The sequence below is a fragment of the Methylobacterium sp. genome, from assembly GCF_019745455.1.
In the GTDB taxonomy this organism is placed as follows: domain Bacteria; phylum Pseudomonadota; class Alphaproteobacteria; order Rhizobiales; family Beijerinckiaceae; genus Methylobacterium.
Genome location: NZ_JAIETD010000089.1, coordinates 1 through 20,666, shown reverse-complemented (window position 1 = coordinate 20,666; position 20,666 = coordinate 1). Strand labels below are relative to the sequence as shown.

Here is a 20,666-nt window from a genome sequence, read left to right as displayed (position 1 = left end):
GAGGCGATCGTACCCCAGGCCTACCTGAAGGACGCTCACCACTGGCTGATCCTGTTCGGGCGCTACATCTGCAAGGCGCGCCGGCCCGAATGCCCGCGCTGCCCCATCGCCGACCTGTGCCGATATCCGAGCAAGACCACGTAGGCCGCGCGGCTCTCATCCCGATGCGGTCCACAAGTACAAGGCCCGGCGACCCGGGTTGCGGTCCGCCGCGTTGTGCTGCCCACCCGCATGCGGTAGTTTGCAGCGCGGTCGTAGGGACTTTCGACATGCGACGTGTCCCACGGCCCGACCGACAGAACGGTTGCCGCCGCGGATCCCACACATCGTTCGCGTCCGAAGGAGCCACGGCCCATGGATTTCCTCAAACCACGGTATACGCCTATGAACCGCCGCCGTCGCATCTACGAGGGCAAGGCGAAGGTCCTCTACGAGGGTCCGGAGCCGGGAACGCTCATCCAGCACTTCAAGGATGACGCCACCGCCTTCAACGCGCAGAAGCACGAGGTCATCGACGGCAAGGGCGTGCTGAACAACCGAATCTCCGAATTCGTGTTTCAGCACCTCAACGACATCGGCGTGCCGACCCACTTCATCCGCCGCCTCAACATGCGCGAGCAGCTGATCCGTGAAGTCGAGATCATCCCGCTCGAAGTCGTGGTGCGCAACGTCGCCGCGGGTTCGCTGGCGACCCGTCTCGGCCTCGAGGAAGGCACGCAGCTGCCGCGCTCGATCATCGAGTTCTATTACAAGAACGATGCCCTCAACGATCCGATGGTCTCCGAGGAGCACATCACCGCTTTCGGCTGGGCGACGCCCCAGGAGATCGACGACATCATGGCGCTCGCCATCCGGGTCAACGACTTCCTGTCGGGGCTCTTCCTCGGCGTCGGCATCCGTCTCGTGGACTTCAAGATCGAGACCGGCCGCCTCTGGGAAGGCGACATGATGCGCATCGTCGTGGCCGACGAGATCTCTCCGGATTCGTGCCGGCTGTGGGATATCAAGAGCCAGGACAAGCTCGACAAGGACCGCTTCCGCAAGGATCTCGGCGGCCTGATCGAGGCCTACACCGAAGTCGCCAAGCGCCTGGGCATCATGTCCGAGAACGAGAAGGTGCAGAGCGGCGGACCGCGCCTGGTTCAGTAGCTAGCGCAGTCGCGCATAGGTGCCGAGATCCGGATCGAATCCGGGATGGTAATGGGGGTCCTGCGCGAGCAGCGGCCCCCATCGTCGTCTGAAGGCCTCGACTTCACGCCGATGGCGGCTCTGCGTTTCCGCGCTCCTGCGCCGGCTCGCCGCCTCGCGGTGGTGCAGGACGGCGCCTCCCACATAGAGCGTGCGGAACCCCGCCTGCCGAAGGCGCAGGCAGAGGTCGACGTCGTTGAAATCGACAGGGAAGGTTTCGGCATCGAAGCCGCCGACAGCCCTGAACTTCTCCGCCTCGACCACAAGGCAGGCCGCAGTGACGGCGCTGACCTCACGGGTCGCGCGTAACGCCGAGAGATAACCGAGCGCGTCGCCGGGAAAGAAGCGATGGCCATGGGTGACGAGGCCGCCCGGCCCGAGCACGACGCCGCCATGCTGGATACGCCCCTCCCCATCGAGGAGGCGCGCACCGACAGCGCCGACATCCGGCCGCATGGCCTCGCGGCACATAAGCTCCAGCCAGTCCGGCGCGAAGGCCTCGACATCGTTGTTGACGAAGGCAAGGAGCCGGCCCCGCGCCGCTGCTGCGGCCGCGTTGTTCATGGCGGCGAAGTTGAACGGGCCGGGACAGGCGACGATCCTGGCGATGCCCTGCTCGGTCAGGTCGCGGAGGTAGGCGAGGGTCTCAACCTCGGCGCTGTCGTTGTCGCAGATCAGGATCTCGCAGGCCGGCCAGTCGGTGGCGCGGCGCAGGCTGTCGAGGCAGGGGCGCAGCAGGTCGAGGCGGTCCCGGGTCGGGACGATGAGGCTGACGAGCGGCCTCTGCTCCGGCAGCGGCCTCAGCACGGTGATGACCCCGTGCTCGTCGATGCGGGCCGTCAGGCCCCGCTTCTCGACGAGGGCGAGGCGGGCGGAGCGATGCGACGAACTCCCCTCCCCTCCGGCACCGACCGACCATTGCGACAGGAACTGGGGAAGATGACGGATCGCCCCGCTGCCGAAGCGGTCGGCGGTCCGGAGGAGGCATTCCGCCGCGAAGGTCGGCGATGCGTCGTCCGGCAGTTCGATCGGAACGAGACCTGTCCGGCGGAGAGCGATGACGGGACCGATGTAATCGACGGCGAGGAGATAGTCGGGGTCGAAGGCGGGCCGCAGCAGGGGGAGGATGGAGCCATCGGGGAACGAGGCCAGGGCGTCGCCGTAGAGGGCTTGCAGATCAGGATCGCTAGCGAACGCGGCGGCGATGCGGGAGCCCGCCCCGGCTGCGAGGGTATGGCCCGGAGCGGTGTGTATCAGGAAGACGGTCTCTGCGTTCCCACTTGCCGAGCCTCCCCCGAACGATGAGGTGTCGCCGTCGGAGCGCCACAGCGCATGATGATCGAGGCCCAGCAGCGCGGCGAACCCCTGGCGTGCCCGCACCCTCTTCCCACTCAGGCGGACGGAGGCGAGCGATAGAGCCAGCCTCGGATGCCGCAGGAGCGACCGAAGCGCTACGAGCCGACGGGTCCAGGCCGACGGATCCGGCAGCAGCGCGAAGCGCAGGGCGTCGAGGCGCTCGTCGGCGAGGTCGGTGTCCGTCGGTGGTCTCCGGCGCGCCACCCTATTCGAGCTCCTCACCGAAGGTCGTGAGGGTCAGGGACGGATGGTAGAACGGATCGTGCCGAACGGTGTCGCGCCAGCGCGCCGCGAAGCGGTCGCCCTCCGCCTCGAACCGCCGCCGATCCTCGCCCGCCGGCGGGCCGCGGCTCACCGACTCGAGATGGGAGAGGGTCGCGTGCGGCGTCCAGATGCAGCGATAGCCTGCGGCGGCGACGCGCAGGCAGAAATCGACGTCGTTGAAGTCGATGGGGAAGGCTTCCGCATCGAATCCGCCGACGGCGTCGTAGGTGCTCTTTCGGACGGCAAGGCAGGCCGCCGTCACCGCAGAGACCTCGTGCGCGACCCGCAACTGGCCGAGATGGCCGGACGTGTCGCCGGGTCGCCGCCGCAGGAGGTGGCCGGCCCGGCCGCCGAGCCCGACCACGACGCCCGCATGCTGCAGCCGCCCGTCACCGTAGAGAAGCTTCGCGCCGACGGCTCCCACATCCGGCCGGCTCGCCTGACGCACCATCGCGTCGAGCCAGCCCGGCTCGAGCACCGCGACGTCGTTGTTGAACAGGACGACGATGCCGTCGCGTGCGGCGGCGACGCCCGCATTGACCATCGCCGAGAAATTGAAGGCCCTGGGGAACGGTACGATCCGCACGCGCGGGTCCTCGTGCAGGGTCTCGTAATGGGCGAGGACGGCCGGATCCGTCGAGCCGTTGTCGACAATGACGAGCTCGATCGCGGGATAATCGGTCTCGTTCAGCACGCCTCGGGTCGCGCGTGCGACGAGGTCGAGGCGGTCGCGAGACGGGATCACGATGGTGGCGAGGGGAGCCGGGTCCGGCAGTGGCCAGAGGATGTCCGGTCGGCCGTCCCGGTGCGTGACCGTCACGGGTGAACCGGATTCCGTGAGGTGGCGGACAAGGCCATCCTCCCCCGACGGTCCGGAACCGTACCCGCTTGAGAGGACCCGTGGAAGATGGACGACGTTCGTCGCCGCCTGCGCCGCCGCGAGGGATAAGTCTCCGGCAAAGTCGGGCATGACGGGCCGGCTCCGCAGGTGACGCAGCAGGGCGCCGGCATAGAGGGTCGGTGTTCCCGGGTAATCGTCGAGGACGAGGGCGAGATCGGGGCTCCAGTCGGGCTTGAGCCTTGGACTGGCTGGGCCGGCGCCGCGCCGGAGGTCGTCCGCATAGACCATGTCGGGCGGCTCGGACGCGTCCAGGGCGTCGACGAGGATCGCCAGAGCATCGGCTTCGAGCTGGTCGCCTGGGGCGAGGATGCCACCGATCTCGGCCTCCCCGAACAACTCGCCGGCCATCGCTGCCCTTCGGGGGGCGACGGTACGTATCCGCGGATCAGACCCGCTCTGTGGCGTTCCGCCGACCAGGGTGAGGCGCCAGTCGCGGTGAGTCTGGCGAAGAAGCGCGTCGATGGTGTCGGCGATCCGGCCTTGATCGCCCGAGGCGGCCGACAGGATCAGGGAGACCGTTCGGGTGGAGGCTGCGGACTTCTCTGTCAGCCTCCGCGGGCTGCGCCAGGCTGGAAAGCCGGCGAGCGGCGTCACGGCGCAACTGCCGCGGAGGATGTCGCGAAAGCGCCGCTCGTCGCCGCGCAGGAAGTGATAGAGGGCCGGCCCTGCGCGAAGGGGGCGCTTGATCAGGCATTCGGCGAACAGGCCGGCATTGCGGCGAAGGCCCACCCGTTCGAGGACGAACCCGCTGCCCGGCTCGATCGCCAGACGGATTTCGGTGACATCGAGGGGAACATAGCCGAGCCACTTGCCCCTGCCCTCGCTCGCGCCCGGCAGGACGAAGTCCTGGGCGAGCCCGCCGGCCCGGATCATCCTCGCTATCGGCCGGAGCGGCCGAGCGCGCAGCCGACAGCGGTAATGGAGAACGATCCATCCACCGCGCGGCATGGGGGACACGATGAGCCGGCGATCGAACGTCGCGTCTTCGACGGGCTCGACAGTGAAGGTGACGGCACGGCCGTCCTGCAGGCGGTGGGGCCGCGTCTCCGGCTCGGGCATTGCGAGGATCAGGATCGCGATCTCGCGCCTGGTTTCATGGCCATCACTGTGCTGCAGCCGCCCCTTCCGGCGCTGCCGAGGCGGAGGCCGGCTTGCGCTTGTTGCGGGCCGCGGGCTTTGCGGAGCCACTGCCGAGGCTCACCACAATGTCGTAATCCTCGGACATGGCGGCAGGGACGACGAAGCCGTCCTCTACCAGCGTGAAAAGGCCCTGCGCTTCGCCCGGCGCCACCGACACCGCCACCTTCTTGGAGCGTGAGGCCACGACCTTGTCGCCGTACTTGATCGCGATCTGAACCGGCGCCTCGAAGCGTCCGGGCGCTCCGGCCGGGCCGAGCAGAACCTGACCGGCGATGCCGACCTTGATCGCCACGCTTCCGTCCTGAAGCTTCGTACATTCCCGTGCGAGGCGGCCGAGGGTGATCTGGTTGCGCACAGCGGCATTATCGCCGGCCCTTCCGCCCAAGCTGCGCAGCGCCGCGCCGCCCTCGGGAATATCGACCTGCGGGCAGTAGGGCTCGCCGAGATCCTTGGGCTGCGATGGCGGCACCGTGGTGCCGCCGAACTTGAGCATGTTGGTGAGGAAGTTGCCCTCTTCAGGTGCAGCCGTCTGCGCCTGCGCTGCGCCGACCGTCATGACGACGATCACAGCCGCCAGGAGGCTCCGAAACCCGACCTGCCCGCCTTCGCTCATCCGCGTCGCGCTCCCCGTGCCCTGTCGGACCCACTCATTTCAGGTTCTGGAAGCCCTGGCCGAACCCCTTCATGGAGAGGGGGATGCCGACCCCCTCCTCGGGCGTCTGGAAGACGATGAAAGTGGCCTGAGCGCCGTTGCTGAATTGCTTGACCAAGCCGTCGTCCATCACGACTTCGGCGACGCAGCCCGTGGTGAGGCAGCGCACGAAGCCGGCGCGGCCGACATCGGTCTGGTCGATCTTGAGGCCGAGCCCTGAGGGCAGCAGGATGCCGAGCGGCGCCACCACCCGGAGCAGGTAGCCGCGGTTGTCGGCGGTCTTGAGCACGATGACGACGAGGGTGAGGTTGGGGCGATCCTCGGCGGCGAGGTACTGCACCAGGGCGCATTGCTCGGCTTTGGCGCCGGCCGGCGTCTCGCACCGCAACTGCCAGTCGCCGAAGGTATTGCGAACCAGTCCTTGCGCCTGGACGTCCGGCATCGATAGCGGCGCGAGAGAGAATGCAAGTCCGAATCCCGCAAGCGCAGTCAGCCGCGCCAGACCGTCGAGGACGCGCGATGCACGCTGCCGCAATCCCCGCAACTCCACGCGCTGTTCCCCATTCCCGTCCCGCATCGCGGAACCACTCCTAAAACGGAGGTGTTCCGACCATGCCGAGGTATCGTGTGTCAAGCGATCCGGACGATCGGCGTCATGCATTCGGCATGATGGGCTATCGCAGCCCGTCCGCAGGCACTAGTGCTGTTCGAAGCACGTCATCCCGAGCAAAGGACCCCTGCATGCGGCGCCTCGCTTTATCCGTCCCGCTGATGCTGACAGGGCTGGCCCCCGTCTTGGCCGATCCGCTGCCGGTAAACGAGACGACCTATGTCGAGCGCTCCCTGAGGCGCGATGGCCCGCTGGTAATCGAGCATCGACCGATCGCCCGGTCGCCGGGCGGACGCCGGGCCGGCCGCGACGCGGAGATCGCGGGCTTCTGCCGCGACGGCGGCTTCATTCGGCGCCTCGACGAGTTCGGGCGGCCCGTGATCATTCGTCAGCGCGAAGTCTGTGACAGCGTCGCGCCGCGTTCGCTCGAACCCGGCGTTGTCGATCCGCGCCCGACATGGCCGGCCTCGGCGGTCCCGGCCCAGCGCGTCCTACGCTCGCGCGGCTGATTGACCTCAGCCGTCCGCTGCGAGCAGACGGCTGAGCGCCACCACATCGGCATGGTTCCCGGTCAGCAGGTCGGTGACGTCGCCGTCGCACAAGGCGGTGACATGCCGGCAACGCAGCGCGTAGCGGCCGGCCGCACAGGTGCACCGCAGGCTCAGGCCTGCCGGGCGCTTTTCCAGCGTGACCTCGTAGCGATTGCCCGTTCGTCCGCGCATGCCGAAGCGCAGAGCCGGCGCCTCCCGGCGCGGCTGGGTCATCGGGCGGTCCGGTTCGACCAGGCGCGGTGCGGTGGAGAAGCCGAGGCTGCGCGCGAGGGTGGGAATGTCGGCGGCCCCGCGGTGGCGGGTGGCCGCGAGAGCGATCTCTGCGCAGGCATAGGCATCCTCTTCGGCATCGTGGTGCTCGAAGCGGATGCCCAACCTCCCCGCGACCTTGCCGAGACCGCAGCCGGCCGGATCGGGAAAGACCTGCCGGGCGAGCTGCAGCGTGCAGAGCGAGGCGAGGGCTGGAATCCTCATGCCGTAGGTCGCGAGCGAGGCCCGTAGCACCCCGAGGTCGAACGGCGCGTTGTGCGCGAGGATCAACCCCTCGGCCAGGTCCGGCAGGAACGCCGCCATGGCCTCGGGAAATTCGGGCTGGTTTCTCACGTCCGCCGGCAAGATGCCGTGGACCCGTATGTTTCCGGGCGAGAACCGCAGGTCCCGCGGCCGGATCAACTGCGATTCCCGCCGCACCACCGCCCCGCCTTCGATCCAGGCGAGGCCGACGGCACAGGCGCTGTCGCGGCGCTCGTTGGCGGTCTCGAAATCCAGGGCGACGATGGGGCGGCTCACGCGGTGGCCACCAGGGCGATCCATTCGTCCTCGCTGATCACCTTGACCCCGTGCTTCTGGGCATCCGCCAGCTTCGAGCCGGCCCCCGGCCCGGCCACGACGAGATCGGTGCGGGCCGAGACCGAGCCCGAGACCTTGGCGCCGAGGCGCTCGGCCGTAGCCTTGGCCTCGCTGCGGGTCATCCGTTCGAGGGAGCCGGTGAACACCACGGTCTTGCCCGAGAAGGCGGCCGACTGAGCCGGGGCCGCGGGCGCCTCCGTCGTGACCTCCGCCATCAGGGCGCGGACGGCCTCGTCGTTATGCGGCTCTGCGAAGAACTGGATCAGCGAATCCGTCGCCACCGGACCGATCTCGCCGTCATCGGCGAAAATGCGGTAGGCATCGCCCGGACGCTGCGTCGCGGCGCGCGCGACGGCCGCCTGGATCGCCTCGGCGCTTCCGTAATGGGCCAGCAGGTTCTCGCGCTGTCCCGAGGTCAGGCGCCGGCCGGAGGCGCCCTCCCCCGTCGCGGGCGAGGTATCGTCGCTCGGCTGCTCGTCGGAGAAGCCCGCCTCGACGAGCCGGTCGCGGGTCGTCGGACCGATCCGCGATATTCCGGCGAGTTCGAGCCAGTCGGGGCCGGCCTGCGCCTCCGCCGCGCGGACAATCGCGTCCCGCAGCGAGGTCATGTCCGGGAAACGCTTGGCCAGCGCCTTGGCGGTCGACTCTCCGATCTGAGGGATGCCGAGCGCGAAGATGAAGCGGTTGAGCGGAAGCGTTCTCCGTTCCTCGACGGCGGCGACGAGGTTCTTGATCGCCTTGTCCTCCTCCTCGCCCTTCTTCTTGGTCGGCTTCTTCGGCGGCGACTCGCCTTCGGTACGCCTGGCTGCCGACAGGGCTTCGCGCCGCGCCACGATCGCCTGCTTGAGGTCGTCGAACTGGAGCCGGAACAGGTCGGCCGGCTGCTTCACCACGCCGGCCTCGAACAAAACCTCGATATAGGTTTCGCCGAAGCCCTCGATGTCGAAGCCATTGCGCGAGACGAAGTGCTTCAGCCGCTCCACCCCTTGGGCCGGGCAGATCAGCCCGCCGGTGCAGCGGCGCACGGCGTCGATCTGGCCGGTGCGCGGGTTCAGGGAACGGATGGCGCGGCTGCCGCAGGCGGGGCATTCGGTCGGGAAGTCGAAGGGCTTCGCATCGGCCGGCCGCTTCTCGATGACGACGTCCATCACTTTCGGGATGACGTCGCCCGCGCGTTGGACGACGACGGTGTCGCCGACGCGGATATCGCGGCCATCGCGAATGGGCTCGCCGTCGCCGCCGACACCCTGGACGTAGCCCTCGTTGTGCAGAGTCGCGTTCGAGACGACGACGCCGCCCACGGTGACGGGCCTCAATCTGGCCAAGGGGTTGAGCGAGCCGGTGCGGCCGACATTGATGTCGATGCCCTCGACCACGGTCAGCGCCTTCTGCGCCGCGAACTTGTGAGCGAGAGCCCAGCGCGGGCTGCGCGACACGAAGCCGAGACGGCGCTGCAACGAGAGGTCGTCGACCTTGTAGACGACGCCGTCGATATCGTAGCCGAGGTCGGCTCTCTCGGCCTCGATCGAGCGGTAGTGGGCCACGAGGCTGGCTGCGTCCTGGCAGAGGGCGGTGCGGTCGTTGACGACGATGCCCCAGCCCCGGAACGCCTCGATCATCCCGTGCTGGGTCTCGGAGGCCATCTCCGACATTTCGCCCCAGGCATAGCCGAAGAACTTGAGCGGACGCGAGGCGGTGATCGAGGCGTCGAGCTGGCGGAGCGAGCCGGCCGCGGCGTTGCGCGGATTGGCGAAAAGCGCCTTGCCGGCCGCTTCCTGGCGGGCGTTGATGGCGGCGAAATCGGCATGCGACAGGTAGACCTCGCCGCGCACCTCGCAGATCGCCGGCCAGCCCTTGCCCGACAGCGCCTCCGGAATCCCCGTGACGGTACGGGCATTGGCGGTGACGTCCTCGCCGACCTCGCCGTCGCCGCGCGTCGCCGCCGTGACGAGGCGGCCGTTCTCGTAGCGCAACGACAGCGACAACCCGTCGATCTTCGGTTCCGCCGTGAAGGCGAGCGCCTCGGCCTCCGGCCAATTCAGGAAGCGGCGCACCCGCGCCACGAACTCCTCGACCTCCTCGTCGGCAAAAGCGTTGCTCAGCGACAGCATCGGCACTGCGTGCCGAACCTTGGCGAATTTTTCCGAGGGCTTGGCGCCCACCGCTGCGCTCGCGGCGCCGGTGCCGACGAGATCCGGGAATGCCGCCTCGATCCGCTCGAGACGTCGCCGCAAAGCATCGTATTCGGCGTCCGTCAGGATCGGCGCATCTTCGCCGTGGTATAGCCGATCCGCCTCGGCGATCTCGGCGGACAGCGCCTCGTGCTCGGTGCGGGCCGCCTCTGCGGTCAACGTGTCGATGGAGATCTCGGAGGCGGCTGCTGGCATCGTCACGGGCGGGAAGGAGGGCGCGGAAGCGGCCTTATAGCATCATGGATGCGGCGGAAGGCACGAGGCATCGTGAAGTGGGCGGGACTTGTCGCGGCGACGATGAACCCGACATCAGCGGCGTGCGTCGCAACACCTCCGGTCGGTAACCCGAGCGGCGCCGATGCGAAACGTGAGGACGGACCAAATCCTGCCTCTTCGCATCGACGGCGACCGATTCCCTCAGGACAACGCGAAAACCTCATGCCCGCTTCGTCTGCCTTCGCCGCGCCCTGGCGCGACCGCGCCGGTCGCCTCTCGGCCCTGAAGCTCGCGACGTTCCTGTTCGCGCTCGCGCCGGGCCTGTGGCTCGCCGGTGCCTATGGGCTCGATGCGTTGGGACCGAAACCGATCACCGCTTTGATCCACGGCACGGGCGATTGGGCGGTACGCTTCCTGCTGCTCTCGCTCGCGGTGACGCCGCTGCGGAGGATCGCGAATTATCCGAAGCTCATCCTGGTGAGGCGGATGCTGGGGCTGGCGGTACTGGCCTACGCGGTGATCCACCTCTGCCTCTACGTGGTCGACCAGAACTTCATCCTGACAAAGGTCGCCTCCGAGATCCTGCTACGGTTCTACCTGACGATCGGTTTCGTCGCCCTCGTCGGCCTTGCGGTGCTCGGTGCGACCTCGACAGACGGGATGATCCGGCGCCTCGGCAAGGCCTGGCCGCGTCTGCACAAGGGCGTCTACGCCATCGCCGTGCTCGGGCTGTTCCACTACTTCCTGCAATCCAAGATCGACGTTTCGGCGCCAGTGTTCTGGACCGGCCTGTTCCTGATCCTGATGGGCTGGCGCCTGATGCAGCGCTACAAGGTTTCGACGAACCCCCTCACCCTCACCGGCTTGGCGGTCGCGGCAGCAATCCTCACCGCGTTCGTCGAAGCGGCGTGGTACGGCCTCAAGAGCGGCGTGCCGGCGAGCGCGGTGCTGGGTGCCAACCTCGACTTCTCCTACAGCATCCGGCCGATGTGGTGGGTGCTCGGATACGGGCTCGTCCTGCCAGTGCTCAACCTGGTGCGGACCTGGATGGCGCAACCCAGGTCCGTCTCCCATACCGCTCCTCATCGGCCACTCCCCGCCGAATAGGCTTGGCTGGGTTGATCCTCGCGCGGCGGGCGCGCACAAGGCGCGCGTCGCGTCCGAAGGGTTGAAACATGGTCCGCTGGTCGATTCCCGGGTGCTTCGCGGGGTTCCTTTTGGCCTCCGCGGCCTCAGCCGCCTGCACCGCGCCGACGGCGCCTCCAGCCGAACTGCGGCCCACGAAGCCCGCAATTCCGCCCAAGCCTGCCTGCATGAGTGCCAAGGCGGGATGCCCCGGCTGGGAGGCCTACAGCTTCAACGACGCGGTCAAGGCCTACAACCTGCAGCTCGAAGCCTTCAGGCCGATGGCGGAGGCCTACGTGAAGGCTCTCAACGCCTACGTGAAGGCAAGCGCGGATTATGCGCAGTGCGAGGTGAAGACGCTGCAGTGAAGGGTTCCTTCGAGACGAATTGATCCTGTGGTGAGCAGGCTTGATGAGCGTGCAGCCGTAACCTCGGATGAATGCGGACTCGTTTCTCGCCGGGGCAGAAGGGCTGCCGGGGCGCCACGAGTTGGTCGATGGCGAGGTCTTCAGCATGTCGACTCAGCGCGTGCGCCACGCGCAGACGAAATTTTCTGCTCAATCCGCCTTGCGGGCAACGCTGAAAGACATGGGCAGCGACTGTGTGATGCTGCCTGACGGGGTCACGGTCAGGATCGGCGACTCGACTGTGTTCGAACCTGACGCCCTGGTTCATTGCGGCGATCGCCCTGACCCGACGTCTCGAGTCGCGCAGTCCAGTCGTCGTCGAGTTTCTCTCCCCCGGAACGCAGAAGACCGACACGGCTAGGAAGCTCCACGATGAGTTCCGCCTTCCCACGACGATGCATTATCGCATCGTCGATTCAAAGAAGTTCGTCATCCATCATGCGGGGGCTGCGGCAGGACTGATTAAAACCCGGATCATGTCCGCCCGCTCCATCAGGCTCGGCCCGCCAGGGATAATGATCGCGATCGCCGACCTCTTCGCAGAGTCCTGACAAACCCTCAGCTTGACCCTCGCCGGAGCCGGTGCGACAGGCCGGTTACGCTCCAGCCTGCGAGGCCCCCAGCATGTCATCTCCGCTCGATCTTCTCGTCCTCGGCAATGCCATCGTCGACGTCATTGCGCGTACCGACGACGGCTTCCTCGCCGCGCAGAACGTCGCCAAGGGCGCGATGCAGCTCATCGACGAGGAGCGGGCGGAAGCGTTGTTCGCGGTCATGGGGCCGGCGACGATCGTCTCGGGAGGCTCGGGCGCCAACACCGCCGTCGGCGCAGCGCTCTTGGGCGCCAAGACCGGCTTCATCGGAAAGGTCCGCAACGATGAGCTCGGCGGTCTCTTCGCCCACGACCTCAAGGCGACCGGTGTCTCCTTCTCGGTTCCAGCCGCCACCGACGGGCCGGCCACCGCCCGCTGCTTCGTGCTTGTGACGCCCGACGGCGAGCGCACCATGAACACGTATCTCGGCGCCTGCCAGGGCCTGAACCCGGCCGATGTCGAGGAGGCTGTCGTGGCGAGCGCCCGCGTCGTCTACCTCGAAGGCTACCTGTGGGATCCGCCCGCCGCCAAGGAAGCTTTCCGCAAGGCGGTGAAGATCGCGCACGGGGCGGGCAATGCCGTCGCCTTGACCCTGTCCGACGCCTTCTGCGTCGGCCGCTACCGCGAGGAATTCCTCGACCTGATCCGTGACGGCAGCATCGACATCCTGTTCGCCAATATCGGGGAGCTGCAGAGCCTCTACGAGACCGACGACCCGGACGCGGCCCTGAAAGCCCTGCGCGACGAGCGAAACGGCCGCGGCCTGCATCTCCTCGCCCTCGTCACCCGCTCCTCGGAAGGCGCGGCGGTGGTCAAGGGCGGCGAGATCCGCACGGTGCCGGCTTCGCCGATCGACGAGCTCGTCGATTCGACCGGCGCCGGCGACCTGTTCGCGGCGGGCTTCCTTGCCGGACATGCCCGCGGCCTCGACCACGTCACCAGCGCCCGCCTCGGTGCGCTGGCTGCAGCGGAGGTCATCCAGCATATCGGCGCCCGCCCGCAATCCGATCTTGTGAAGCTCGCTCGGTCGCGGGGGATTCTCTGAGAACGAGAGCCGATGCGGCGACCATATTTCGCCGCTGCCTTCGGTGATGCGGCCCTGGGTTCAGCTGTTCAGGTCCGGACAGGCTGGACCTGATCGGCCCCTTCTACGGTACGAAAAAAGATGAGGGCGAACCCTCGCGGCATGGGTTGCCGCGAGGGGCGCAACCTCAAGCCGCCAGCGGCAGCGCCTCTTCTGCTGCTTGCGCGCCGGCCATGAACTGCGCCCGGGCAAGGTCCGCGAAGCGGCCGTTCTGCGCCACCAGATCGTCGAAGCTGCCCGACTCTACGATCCGGCCCTCGTGGAAGACGAGGATGCGATCGGCGTTGCGGATCGTCGCCAGGCGGTGGGCGATGACGAAGGTTGTCCGGCCCTCCATCACGGCCTCCAGAGCACCCTGGAGTTTGCGCTCGGTGGTCGCGTCGAGGGCGCTGGTCGCTTCGTCGAGGATCAGCACAGGCGGGTTCTTGAGGAGCGCACGGGCGATCGAGAGGCGCTGACGCTCGCCGCCGGAGAGCGATCGGCCGCGTTCGCCGATCACCGTGTCGAGGCCATCCGACTGGCGGGCCATGAACTCGGTGGCCTGGGCACGCTCGAGGGCATTGAGCATCTCGGCATCGGTCGCGTCGGGGCGGCCGACCTGAAGGTTCTCACGGATCGAGCGGGCGAACAGCATCGGCTCCTGGAACACGACGCCGATGTTGTGGCGCAGGCTGGACAGCCCGATGTCGCGAATGTCGGTGCCGTCGATACGGATCGCGCCGTGATCGGGGTCGAAGGCGCGGTGCAGGAGGCCGAGGGTCGTCGACTTGCCAGAGCCGGTGGTGCCGACGAGGGCGATGGTCTCGCCGGCACGCGCGGTGAACGACACGTCCTCCACGGCCTTGCGGCGCGGCGTGTAGGAGAAGCCGACTTCGTCGAACGAGACCTCGCCCTCGAAGCGCGCGACCTGGCGCGCATTGACGCGGTCGTGGACCGCCGGCGCGGTGTCGAGGATCTCGAAGAACTCGGCGATCTTGGGCATCTGCTGGAACAGGCCGTTGATGCAGCTCACGACCTGGTCGAGGCGCGAGACCAGCATGGTAGCCAGGCTCATGAAGGCCACGACCTCGCCGACGGTCGCCATGCCGTGCTGGTGCAGCGCGATGCCGGTGATGAAGATCGCCGTCATGGTCAGGGTCGCGGAAGCGCGGGTCGCGACGTTGGCGAGCGCCCACCAGGACAGAACCGGGATCTGCGCGGCGAGCAGGTTGCGGATGATGCCGTGCATCGCGTCCTTCTCGGCCTTGGCGCGGGTGAAGGACTGGATGACGGCGACGTTGCCGAGAGCGTCCGAGGCGTGCTCGGCGAGGCCCGACTGATAGGCCTCGACACGGCCCTGCAGCGTTTCAGTGCGGCGCATGACGAGGGTCGTCAGCACCGTGAAGACGAGGACCAGAACCACCAGGATCGAGCCGAGCTGCCAGTTCACGAACAGGGTCAGCGGCAGCAGGACGCCGAGGGAGACAACGGCGACGAAATGATCGCGGAAGAAGCCGAGCCACAGCCAGAACATGCCGTTCGAGCCCTCCAGCATCGCCTTGAGGATGCGGCCGGAATGATTCGAGGAATGGAATGCCAGCGGCAGTTCGAGGACATGCTCGAAGTAGTTCGCCATGGCCGACAGGCGGTTGCGGTGGGCGAGCCGGTCGGCGTGCAGCGCGATCGCGACGCCGGCGGCGATCGTGAACAGGCCGAAGCCGACCCAGGCCGCCACGAGGGGCAGCAGGGTCGCGAAGGCGTCGCCGCCCGTCTTCAGATGGGTGAGCTTGTCGATGATGCGGCCCATGAGCAGCGGCTCGACGAAGGCCGCCACGGCGAGCGTGACGTTGGCCGCGGCGAGGAACACCGCGAGCCGCTTGTCGGCGCCGAGGAGACCCATGACCCGAGCGTAGAGACGAACCATCGACATGATGACGTGTGCTCCGAGACCCAACCGAGGCGGCCCCGTTGCTCGGGATCGGCGCCTCACCCTTTGACCTTTGGATTGCGCGGGCCCTTCAGAGCCCGACAAACCCTTGGTGTCGATCGGCTTATCGCAGCCGCTCCCTGAACGGCGAATGACACGAATGAAGCGGTTGCGCACCTCCTTTACGGTTCGTTCAGCGTGTTCGCCTAACCCTGGTGACGGGTCTCTGCTCGATTCTCATTCACAGCGCCGTCCCGCCGCTCAGGCTTGCCAACCATGGATCTCGCGACCGGAATCGGCCTGATCGGCGGCTTTGCCACCGTGTTCGTGCTGATCATGATCGATGGCGGCAACTTCGCCGCCTATTTCGACAAGCACGCGGTGATTGTCATCTTCGGCGGCGCCACCGCCGCGACGATGATGCGCTTCCCGTTCTCGACCATCGCGCACGGCCTGCCGATGGGGCTGCGCTATGCCTTCACCATGCGGGCGATCAAGCCGCGCGACCTCATCGAGGAGATCACCAAGATCGCCGACGTGGTGCGCAAGTCCGGCCCGATGGCCCTCGAGAACATGGAGATTTCCGACCCGTTCCTGGCCCAGGGCGCGCGCTACATCGCCGACGGCTACGACCGCGAGTTCATTCGCGACACGATGGAGCGGGATCGCGACAACTTCCTGATGCATCTCGACGAGGGCTCGAAGATCTATCGCGCCTTCGGCGACTGCGCGCCTGCCTGGGGCATGATCGGCACGATCCTGGGCATGGTGACCATGTTCGCCAACATGTCCGACCCGTCGAAGCTCGGCCCCGCCATGGCGACGGCGCTCCTCGCGACGCTCTACGGCGCGCTCCTGGCCAACGCCATCACCCTGCCGATCGCCGACAAGCTCCATCTGAAGCTCGAGGAGGAGGACGTCTCGCGCTCCCTGATCATCGACGGCATCCTGCTCATCCGCGACGCCAAGAGCGCCTCGCTGGTGCGCGAGATGCTGATCGCCTACCTGCCGCACAATCATCGCGAAGACCTCGCGGCCGAAGCGGCCTGAAGACGGGAGGCGGCCTTGGCCAAGAAGAAGCGCGGCGGCGCGCATGGCGGCCACGGCTGGTTCGTGACCTTCGCCGACCTGATGGCGCTGCTCATGAGCTTCTTCGTCATGATCGCCGCCTATTCGACGCAGGACCAGAAGAAGCTCCAGATCGTCGCCGGCTCCATGCGCGACGCATTCGGCACGTCGAAGGATTCGCGCTTTGCCGGCATCCTCGAGAAGGAGGGGCTGCCGAGCGCCGACAAGGTCAAGAACCTGCGCGACGTCCCGCCGGACCGGGCCACGGACCGCCCGACCCCGCCCGGCACCGATGCGCTCGTCGATGAGGGAATCCCCGACGCAGGCTACGTCGAAGGTGCGGGCCTCGCCGCCGCGAGCCTCCGTCAGGCGATGCAGGAGATGCCGGAGGTGGCCGAGCTCTCGAAGAACATCATCGTCACCCCGTCGCTTCGAGGCCTCGATCTATCACTGGTGGACCAGGACGGTGCTTCGATGTTCCCCGATGGGTCGAGCCGGCCGAACGACCGCACCCGGCGCCTGCTGGAGCGGCTGGCGACCACCATTCGCAAGCTTCCCAACCGCGTCGCGGTGACGGGGTACACCGCCACGGATCGCCCTGGGACGAGGCCCCCTGCCCCGCCCTGGGAACTCTCGGCCAACCGCGCGATCAGCGTCCGCGAGATCCTCGCTAATGCAGGGGTGCCTGATGACCGCTTCGCCTCCGTCGCGGGCAAGGCCGATACCGAGCCTCTGTTCCCGGACAATCCCTATCTCGCGGCCAACCGCCGGGTCACCGTGACCCTCCTGCACGAAGCGGCCGCGACCCCGCGCAAGGGTGTGCCGTAGCCGCCCCTCTCGTTTGGCTCACTTGGCGACGAGCAGCGCCCAGTAGACCTTGTATTTCGAGTTCGGCGCGTAGGCGGTGGCAATGCCCATGCGGCGGGCATCGGGCGCCCGCATGACCGCGTCGTGCCCCTTGCTCTCGCGCCAACCCGAGAAGGCCTCCGCGAGGGTGTGATAGCCCGCCGAAAGGTTGGCTTCGGCGCCGGCGAAGCCGAGCCGCTCGATCGCTGCCTTCACCGTATCGGCACGGCTCGGGCGGTCGGCGGCGGCCATGGCGGCGGCCTCGGCCTCGGCCAGACGTTGAAGCTGCGGATCGACGGTCAGCGGCACCAGACCGGTCCTGCCGCGATAGGACGAGATCATGTCGCGGGCTGTCATCGCGTCGACCTGCGCGGCCGGCGTCGCCAGCGCGAGGTAGAGGCTCGGGATCGCCGTGTCGGACCGCTCCGACATGCAGGCGGTCAAGGGCGAGATCGCGACGAGGATCGCCGCTGCCCGGAGGAAGTCGCTGGGCGGCCTCATGATGTCACCTGCGCCCGTCGGCGGCGAGCCGGTGCCGAAGGTTTTTCGGCATCCGCGTCCCGAACCCCGTTCCCGTCCGTCGCCGGCGGCGCTGCCTCGTCCATCATATCGGTCTGCTTTGGCTCTGGCAGGCTGGAAGGATCGCCCAGTCGTTCTCCCGACGATGCCGCTCCCGAACCGGCACTCGTTCCCAATGCACTCGCGATCTGCCCGAAGGCGTTCTGCATCGGCTCCAGCCCCTGCACCGTGACGATGCTCGAGGGCGTGCCCATGGCCGGGATCATGTTGGCTTCGGACAATGTCTTGAACACCGCGAAGTTCAAGTCGCTCTGGACCTTGAGGCTGAAATCGACGTCCGCGATCCAGGCCATCAGCTCGAAGTCGAGCATCGGGTCGCCGATCTTGCGGAAGACGACGCGAGGTGCCGGCATCTTGAGGACATCGGGATGCGAGGCGGCGCAGGCGGTCATCATCTCTGCGGCGCGGACGGGGTCCTGGCTGCGCAGGACGCTGACCGGGATGATGACGCGCCCTGTCCGGTCCCCCCTCACCCTGTTCTTGACGACGCCCGAGATCAGGTTCGAGTTCGGGACGATGACGGCCGACCGGTCGAAGGTCTGGATCTCGGTGGAGCGCACGGAGATACGCTTCACGATGCCTTCGCTGTCGCCGATGACGACCTGGTCGCCGACCCGGATCGGCCGCTCCCACAGCAAAAGCAGTCCGGAGACGAAGTTGTTGACGATGGATTGGAGGCCGAAACCGATACCCACCGAGAGTGCACCGGCGACGATGGTGACTTTCTCGAGGCTCAGGCCGAGATACGAGAACGCCAGGGCCAGGGCGAGCAGGAAGCCGCAATAGCCGCTCACCGTCGAGATCGAGTTGCGAAGGCCCGCATCGAGATCGGTGGCGGGCAGGTAGGTCTTCTCAAGCCAGCGCTGGATCGCCTTGGTGATCGCGACTCCGACCCCGAGGATGATGATGGCAAGGGCGATCGTCGAGAGCGAGATCGTGACGTCGCCGACCTTGAAGCCGAAGAAGGCCGTGCGAACCGAGGTGAGGACGTCGGTCGAATCGAGCCCCCAGGGAGCAAGAGCGAGAAGCACCGCGATCAGGATCAGCGCGACGCGGGCAAAGCCCGTCGCCAGGACCGCGATCTGGTTGATCGACCGCTTGCGCAGGCCGGTATTGGCCTGCAGGGCGGTGGCGACACGGGTCTGATCCGTCAGTGCGCCGCCGATGAAGGTGTCGGCGCTGGCGATGAGCAGGTAGAGCAGCGCGAACAGGCTCGCGACCCAGACGAGCTGGTCGATGAGAAAGGCCGAGAAGGCGACGTAGCCGACCACCGCCGCGGCGCCGACGCCGGCCACCGCCGCCCAGCCGAGCAGACGTGCAGGGCCACCGATGGTCGTGGTGTTGTCCGGCGGGACGTAGGGTCCGAGGCAGGCCTCCTCCTGTTCCTGGGTGTCGGCGAACCGGTGCAAACCGATGGCGAGGATCAGGACCGTGGCGAGCGCTCCGATCCCGCGCGTGACGATCGAGACCGGAAGGGCCGCCGAGATGCCGGAATTCAGGGCCTCGATGGATTTCACCACCGAGATGACGATGGCGATGCTCACCGCCAGCAGCGTCAGCCGCGAAGCAGCTGCATCGCTCACGGGTGCGAGGCGCCAGGCCGGCTTGTCGGGCGAGAGCAGCGCGTCGGCCAGCGACTGGACGAAAGCCACGAAGGCGAGGCCGATCAGCACCGCACCGGTCAGCGGCATCAGCCGGGGCGGCATCAGGTCGGTGACGTCGAGGGCGTAGTAGACCGCGTAGCTGCCGATGAGGGCCGGCACTGTGCCGAGGAGGAAAACCCGCCATGCCGCCAGCAGGCGCTTGCGGCGCGAGAGATCGGCGATCGTCCCCGATTGGCGCCCGAAGCGCGGCGCGATGTTCCGGCGTCCGAAGTAGAGCGCTGCCGAGATGCCGAGCGCGATGCCGACGAAGAGCAGATTCGGCAGGGTTCCGTTACGGGCATAGAGGTCGAAGAAGTCGCTCAGCGCGCTCTGGAGGGCCTTGAAGTCGCGCGGCAGGTCCGCCGCCGCCCGGCTCCACAGGTCGACGCTGACGAGGGGCGAAGAGCGCTCCAGGAGGCCGCGGGTGAAGGCGGCGCGGCGACGATTCGAGATCTGGTCGAGGATCTGGTCGCTCTGCACGAGGAGCGACTTTGCGAGGCGCTGGGTCTCGTCGATCTCGGCGACCGCATGCTCCCGCTCCGTCCGCTCCTTGGCCACGTCCTCGCCTTCCTCGCCCTCTTTGGGCTTGGGCCCGAGCTGGTTCAGGCGCTCGCGAGCCGCGTCGAGGCGGGGTGCGAGGAGATCGATGACGCGCCGGATCTGGTCGGCGACATCGTCGAGGCCGTCGCGGGCCCGCACGAGGTCGCCGGCGCCGACCTCGCGGCCGCTGATCGCCTTCTCGCGCGAGTCGAGATCGCGCTTGGCATTTTCGAGCCTCGCGCGAACCGCCTTGATCATCTCCGAGACGACGGGCTTCTCCTCCTCCTCCTCCTCGACGGGCGTCTCGGCCTCCTTCGCCGCCCCAGCTTTGGCCGGGTCTGCATTGGGGCTCGCCGGGGCAGCCGGCTTGGCCGTGCCGTTCGAGGAAGCGGCCTGAGCCTGGAGCGGCGACGGGGCGAGACCCGCAATTCCGCAGAGCAGGACCGCCAGAAGGACGATCCGCACAGCATTCCAGGACGACACCAGACCCATCTCGATCCTTTCCCGATGCCGGCCACGAGGCACCACATCGATCGCGGAACCAGTCGCAGGTCCCGTGCCGGCGCCCGGCTGCAGCCTTCCGCGACCCTTTCGCCGATCAATGGGGCGAAAGGGTGCCTCGCCGCCCGAAAAGCAACCCTGAAGCGGCACGGCTCGCGGCGTGGATCGATCCCTGGCCGCCATCGCCTGTGCGCGCGACGTCGCGGGCGGGTCGGGGAACCTTCACAAGCCTGTCACGGTGATATTACACTAGGAGGCAATGGACCGTACCTTTTCGTATCTGTGCGAGGAGGTGGCGCTGATCGTCCACGCCGATGATCCCCGCCACGCGCCGGGCGTTTTCGCCCGATGCGACCGCTTTTGGCCGGTGCCATCCCCCTCCCAGAGATCCGCCGCGTTCCGTCGCCTGCCACCTCGAGGAGGCGAGTCGCGGACGCCGTCCGGCCGGCGGATGA

Annotated in this window: 17 protein-coding genes and 1 pseudogene; 9 read left to right on the top strand and 9 right to left on the bottom strand. The window is 67.7% G+C overall.

Features of this window, described 5'->3' with window-relative positions:
- Positions 1-144 (top strand): annotated as a pseudogene (locus K2Y56_RS17765) (endonuclease III); the annotation flags it as partial.
- Between the two features lie 210 nt (positions 145-354).
- Positions 355-1,149 carry a phosphoribosylaminoimidazolesuccinocarboxamide synthase gene (gene purC, locus K2Y56_RS17760; RefSeq protein ID WP_292510450.1) on the top strand — a complete coding sequence of 265 codons (795 nt, stop codon included), beginning with the start codon at positions 355-357 and terminating at the stop codon, positions 1,147-1,149.
- Here purC and K2Y56_RS17755 read toward each other — a convergent pair whose 3' ends face one another.
- The 4 genes from K2Y56_RS17755 to K2Y56_RS17740 form a co-directional block, all read right to left on the bottom strand.
- Positions 1,150-2,679, bottom strand: a complete 1,530-nt coding sequence (locus K2Y56_RS17755; RefSeq protein WP_292510461.1) for a glycosyltransferase — start codon at positions 2,677-2,679, stop codon at positions 1,150-1,152.
- A 70-nt stretch (positions 2,680-2,749) separates the two neighbouring features.
- Entirely contained in the window at positions 2,750-4,768 is a 2,019-nt protein-coding gene (locus tag K2Y56_RS17750; RefSeq protein ID WP_292510447.1) for a glycosyltransferase, read from the bottom strand.
- A gap of 43 nt (positions 4,769-4,811) precedes the next feature.
- Positions 4,812-5,462, bottom strand: a complete 651-nt coding sequence (locus K2Y56_RS17745) for a hypothetical protein (protein WP_292510444.1) — start codon at positions 5,460-5,462, stop codon at positions 4,812-4,814.
- Positions 5,463-5,496: 34 nt separating this feature from the next.
- On the bottom strand, positions 5,497-5,943 hold the full coding sequence (locus K2Y56_RS17740) for an invasion associated locus B family protein (RefSeq protein ID WP_292510458.1): 447 nt from the start codon (positions 5,941-5,943) through the stop codon (positions 5,497-5,499).
- 299 nt (positions 5,944-6,242) lie between these two features.
- Here K2Y56_RS17740 and K2Y56_RS17735 point away from each other — a divergent pair, with 299 nt between their 5' ends.
- Positions 6,243-6,620, top strand: coding sequence for a hypothetical protein (locus tag K2Y56_RS17735; protein WP_292510441.1), 378 nt, complete (start codon positions 6,243-6,245; stop codon positions 6,618-6,620).
- A 6-nt stretch (positions 6,621-6,626) separates the two neighbouring features.
- Here K2Y56_RS17735 and K2Y56_RS17730 read toward each other — a convergent pair whose 3' ends face one another.
- The gene (locus K2Y56_RS17730; protein ID WP_292510438.1) at positions 6,627-7,451 is read right to left on the bottom strand and encodes a 3'-5' exonuclease; all 825 of its coding nucleotides are present in this window, start codon (positions 7,449-7,451) and stop codon (positions 6,627-6,629) included.
- The gene (gene ligA / locus K2Y56_RS17725; protein WP_292510435.1) at positions 7,448-9,898 is read right to left on the bottom strand and encodes an NAD-dependent DNA ligase LigA; all 2,451 of its coding nucleotides are present in this window, start codon (positions 9,896-9,898) and stop codon (positions 7,448-7,450) included. The genes K2Y56_RS17730 and ligA overlap by 4 nt, the downstream gene beginning before the upstream one ends.
- A 243-nt stretch (positions 9,899-10,141) precedes the next feature.
- On the opposite strand from ligA, the gene K2Y56_RS17720 reads away from it, so the two are divergent.
- The 4 genes from K2Y56_RS17720 (at position 10,142) to K2Y56_RS17705 (ending at position 13,089) form a co-directional block, all read left to right on the top strand.
- A complete protein-coding gene (locus K2Y56_RS17720; protein ID WP_292510432.1) occupies positions 10,142-11,026 on the top strand; it encodes a protein-methionine-sulfoxide reductase heme-binding subunit MsrQ in 885 nt (294 codons plus the stop codon).
- A gap of 68 nt (positions 11,027-11,094) precedes the next feature.
- A complete protein-coding gene (locus tag K2Y56_RS17715) occupies positions 11,095-11,412 on the top strand; it encodes a hypothetical protein (protein WP_292510429.1) in 318 nt (105 codons plus the stop codon).
- Between the two features lie 67 nt (positions 11,413-11,479).
- Positions 11,480-11,812 carry a Uma2 family endonuclease gene (locus K2Y56_RS17710; protein ID WP_366849053.1) on the top strand — a complete coding sequence of 111 codons (333 nt, stop codon included), beginning with the start codon at positions 11,480-11,482 and terminating at the stop codon, positions 11,810-11,812.
- Between the two features lie 263 nt (positions 11,813-12,075).
- Complete coding sequence (locus K2Y56_RS17705; protein ID WP_292510426.1) at positions 12,076-13,089, top strand: adenosine kinase; 1,014 nt, start codon at positions 12,076-12,078, stop codon at positions 13,087-13,089.
- A gap of 166 nt (positions 13,090-13,255) precedes the next feature.
- Here K2Y56_RS17705 and K2Y56_RS17700 read toward each other — a convergent pair whose 3' ends face one another.
- Entirely contained in the window at positions 13,256-15,037 is a 1,782-nt protein-coding gene (locus K2Y56_RS17700) for a glucan ABC transporter ATP-binding protein/ permease (protein WP_292510423.1), read from the bottom strand.
- 273 nt (positions 15,038-15,310) lie between these two features.
- On the opposite strand from K2Y56_RS17700, the gene K2Y56_RS17695 reads away from it, so the two are divergent.
- Positions 15,311-16,084, top strand: coding sequence for a MotA/TolQ/ExbB proton channel family protein (locus K2Y56_RS17695; protein WP_292510421.1), 774 nt, complete (start codon positions 15,311-15,313; stop codon positions 16,082-16,084).
- 15 nt (positions 16,085-16,099) lie between these two features.
- Entirely contained in the window at positions 16,100-16,930 is an 831-nt protein-coding gene (locus tag K2Y56_RS17690) for a flagellar motor protein MotB (protein WP_292510418.1), read from the top strand.
- 18 nt (positions 16,931-16,948) lie between these two features.
- On the opposite strand, the gene K2Y56_RS17685 is transcribed toward K2Y56_RS17690, so the two are convergent.
- Positions 16,949-17,380, bottom strand: coding sequence for a CAP domain-containing protein (locus tag K2Y56_RS17685; protein ID WP_292510454.1), 432 nt, complete (start codon positions 17,378-17,380; stop codon positions 16,949-16,951).
- A gap of 65 nt (positions 17,381-17,445) precedes the next feature.
- Entirely contained in the window at positions 17,446-20,202 is a 2,757-nt protein-coding gene (locus K2Y56_RS17680) for a DUF3772 domain-containing protein (RefSeq protein WP_292510415.1), read from the bottom strand.
- Between the last annotated feature and the right edge of the window lie 464 nt (positions 20,203-20,666).

What these genes read in the sequence shown, in the direction of transcription:
- K2Y56_RS17720 (WP_292510432.1), top strand. Translation starts at nt 10,142, where the DNA reads ATGCCCGCTTCGTCTGCCTTCGCCGCGCCCTGGCGCGACCGCGCCGGT.
- K2Y56_RS17735 (WP_292510441.1), top strand. Translation starts at nt 6,243, where the DNA reads ATGCGGCGCCTCGCTTTATCCGTCCCGCTGATGCTGACAGGGCTGGCC.
- K2Y56_RS17715 (WP_292510429.1), top strand. Translation starts at nt 11,095, where the DNA reads ATGGTCCGCTGGTCGATTCCCGGGTGCTTCGCGGGGTTCCTTTTGGCC.
- K2Y56_RS17680 (WP_292510415.1), bottom strand. Translation starts at nt 20,202, where the DNA reads ATGGGTCTGGTGTCGTCCTGGAATGCTGTGCGGATCGTCCTTCTGGCG.
- K2Y56_RS17705 (WP_292510426.1), top strand. Translation starts at nt 12,076, where the DNA reads ATGTCATCTCCGCTCGATCTTCTCGTCCTCGGCAATGCCATCGTCGAC.
- K2Y56_RS17700 (WP_292510423.1), bottom strand. Translation starts at nt 15,037, where the DNA reads ATGTCGATGGTTCGTCTCTACGCTCGGGTCATGGGTCTCCTCGGCGCC.
- K2Y56_RS17710 (WP_366849053.1), top strand. Translation starts at nt 11,480, where the DNA reads ATGAATGCGGACTCGTTTCTCGCCGGGGCAGAAGGGCTGCCGGGGCGC.
- ligA (WP_292510435.1), bottom strand. Translation starts at nt 9,898, where the DNA reads ATGCCAGCAGCCGCCTCCGAGATCTCCATCGACACGTTGACCGCAGAG.
- K2Y56_RS17750 (WP_292510447.1), bottom strand. Translation starts at nt 4,768, where the DNA reads ATGCCCGAGCCGGAGACGCGGCCCCACCGCCTGCAGGACGGCCGTGCC.
- K2Y56_RS17685 (WP_292510454.1), bottom strand. Translation starts at nt 17,380, where the DNA reads ATGTCGGAGCGGTCCGACACGGCGATCCCGAGCCTCTACCTCGCGCTG.
- K2Y56_RS17745 (WP_292510444.1), bottom strand. Translation starts at nt 5,462, where the DNA reads ATGAGCGAAGGCGGGCAGGTCGGGTTTCGGAGCCTCCTGGCGGCTGTG.
- K2Y56_RS17740 (WP_292510458.1), bottom strand. Translation starts at nt 5,943, where the DNA reads ATGCCGGACGTCCAGGCGCAAGGACTGGTTCGCAATACCTTCGGCGAC.
- K2Y56_RS17695 (WP_292510421.1), top strand. Translation starts at nt 15,311, where the DNA reads ATGGATCTCGCGACCGGAATCGGCCTGATCGGCGGCTTTGCCACCGTG.
- purC (WP_292510450.1), top strand. Translation starts at nt 355, where the DNA reads ATGGATTTCCTCAAACCACGGTATACGCCTATGAACCGCCGCCGTCGC.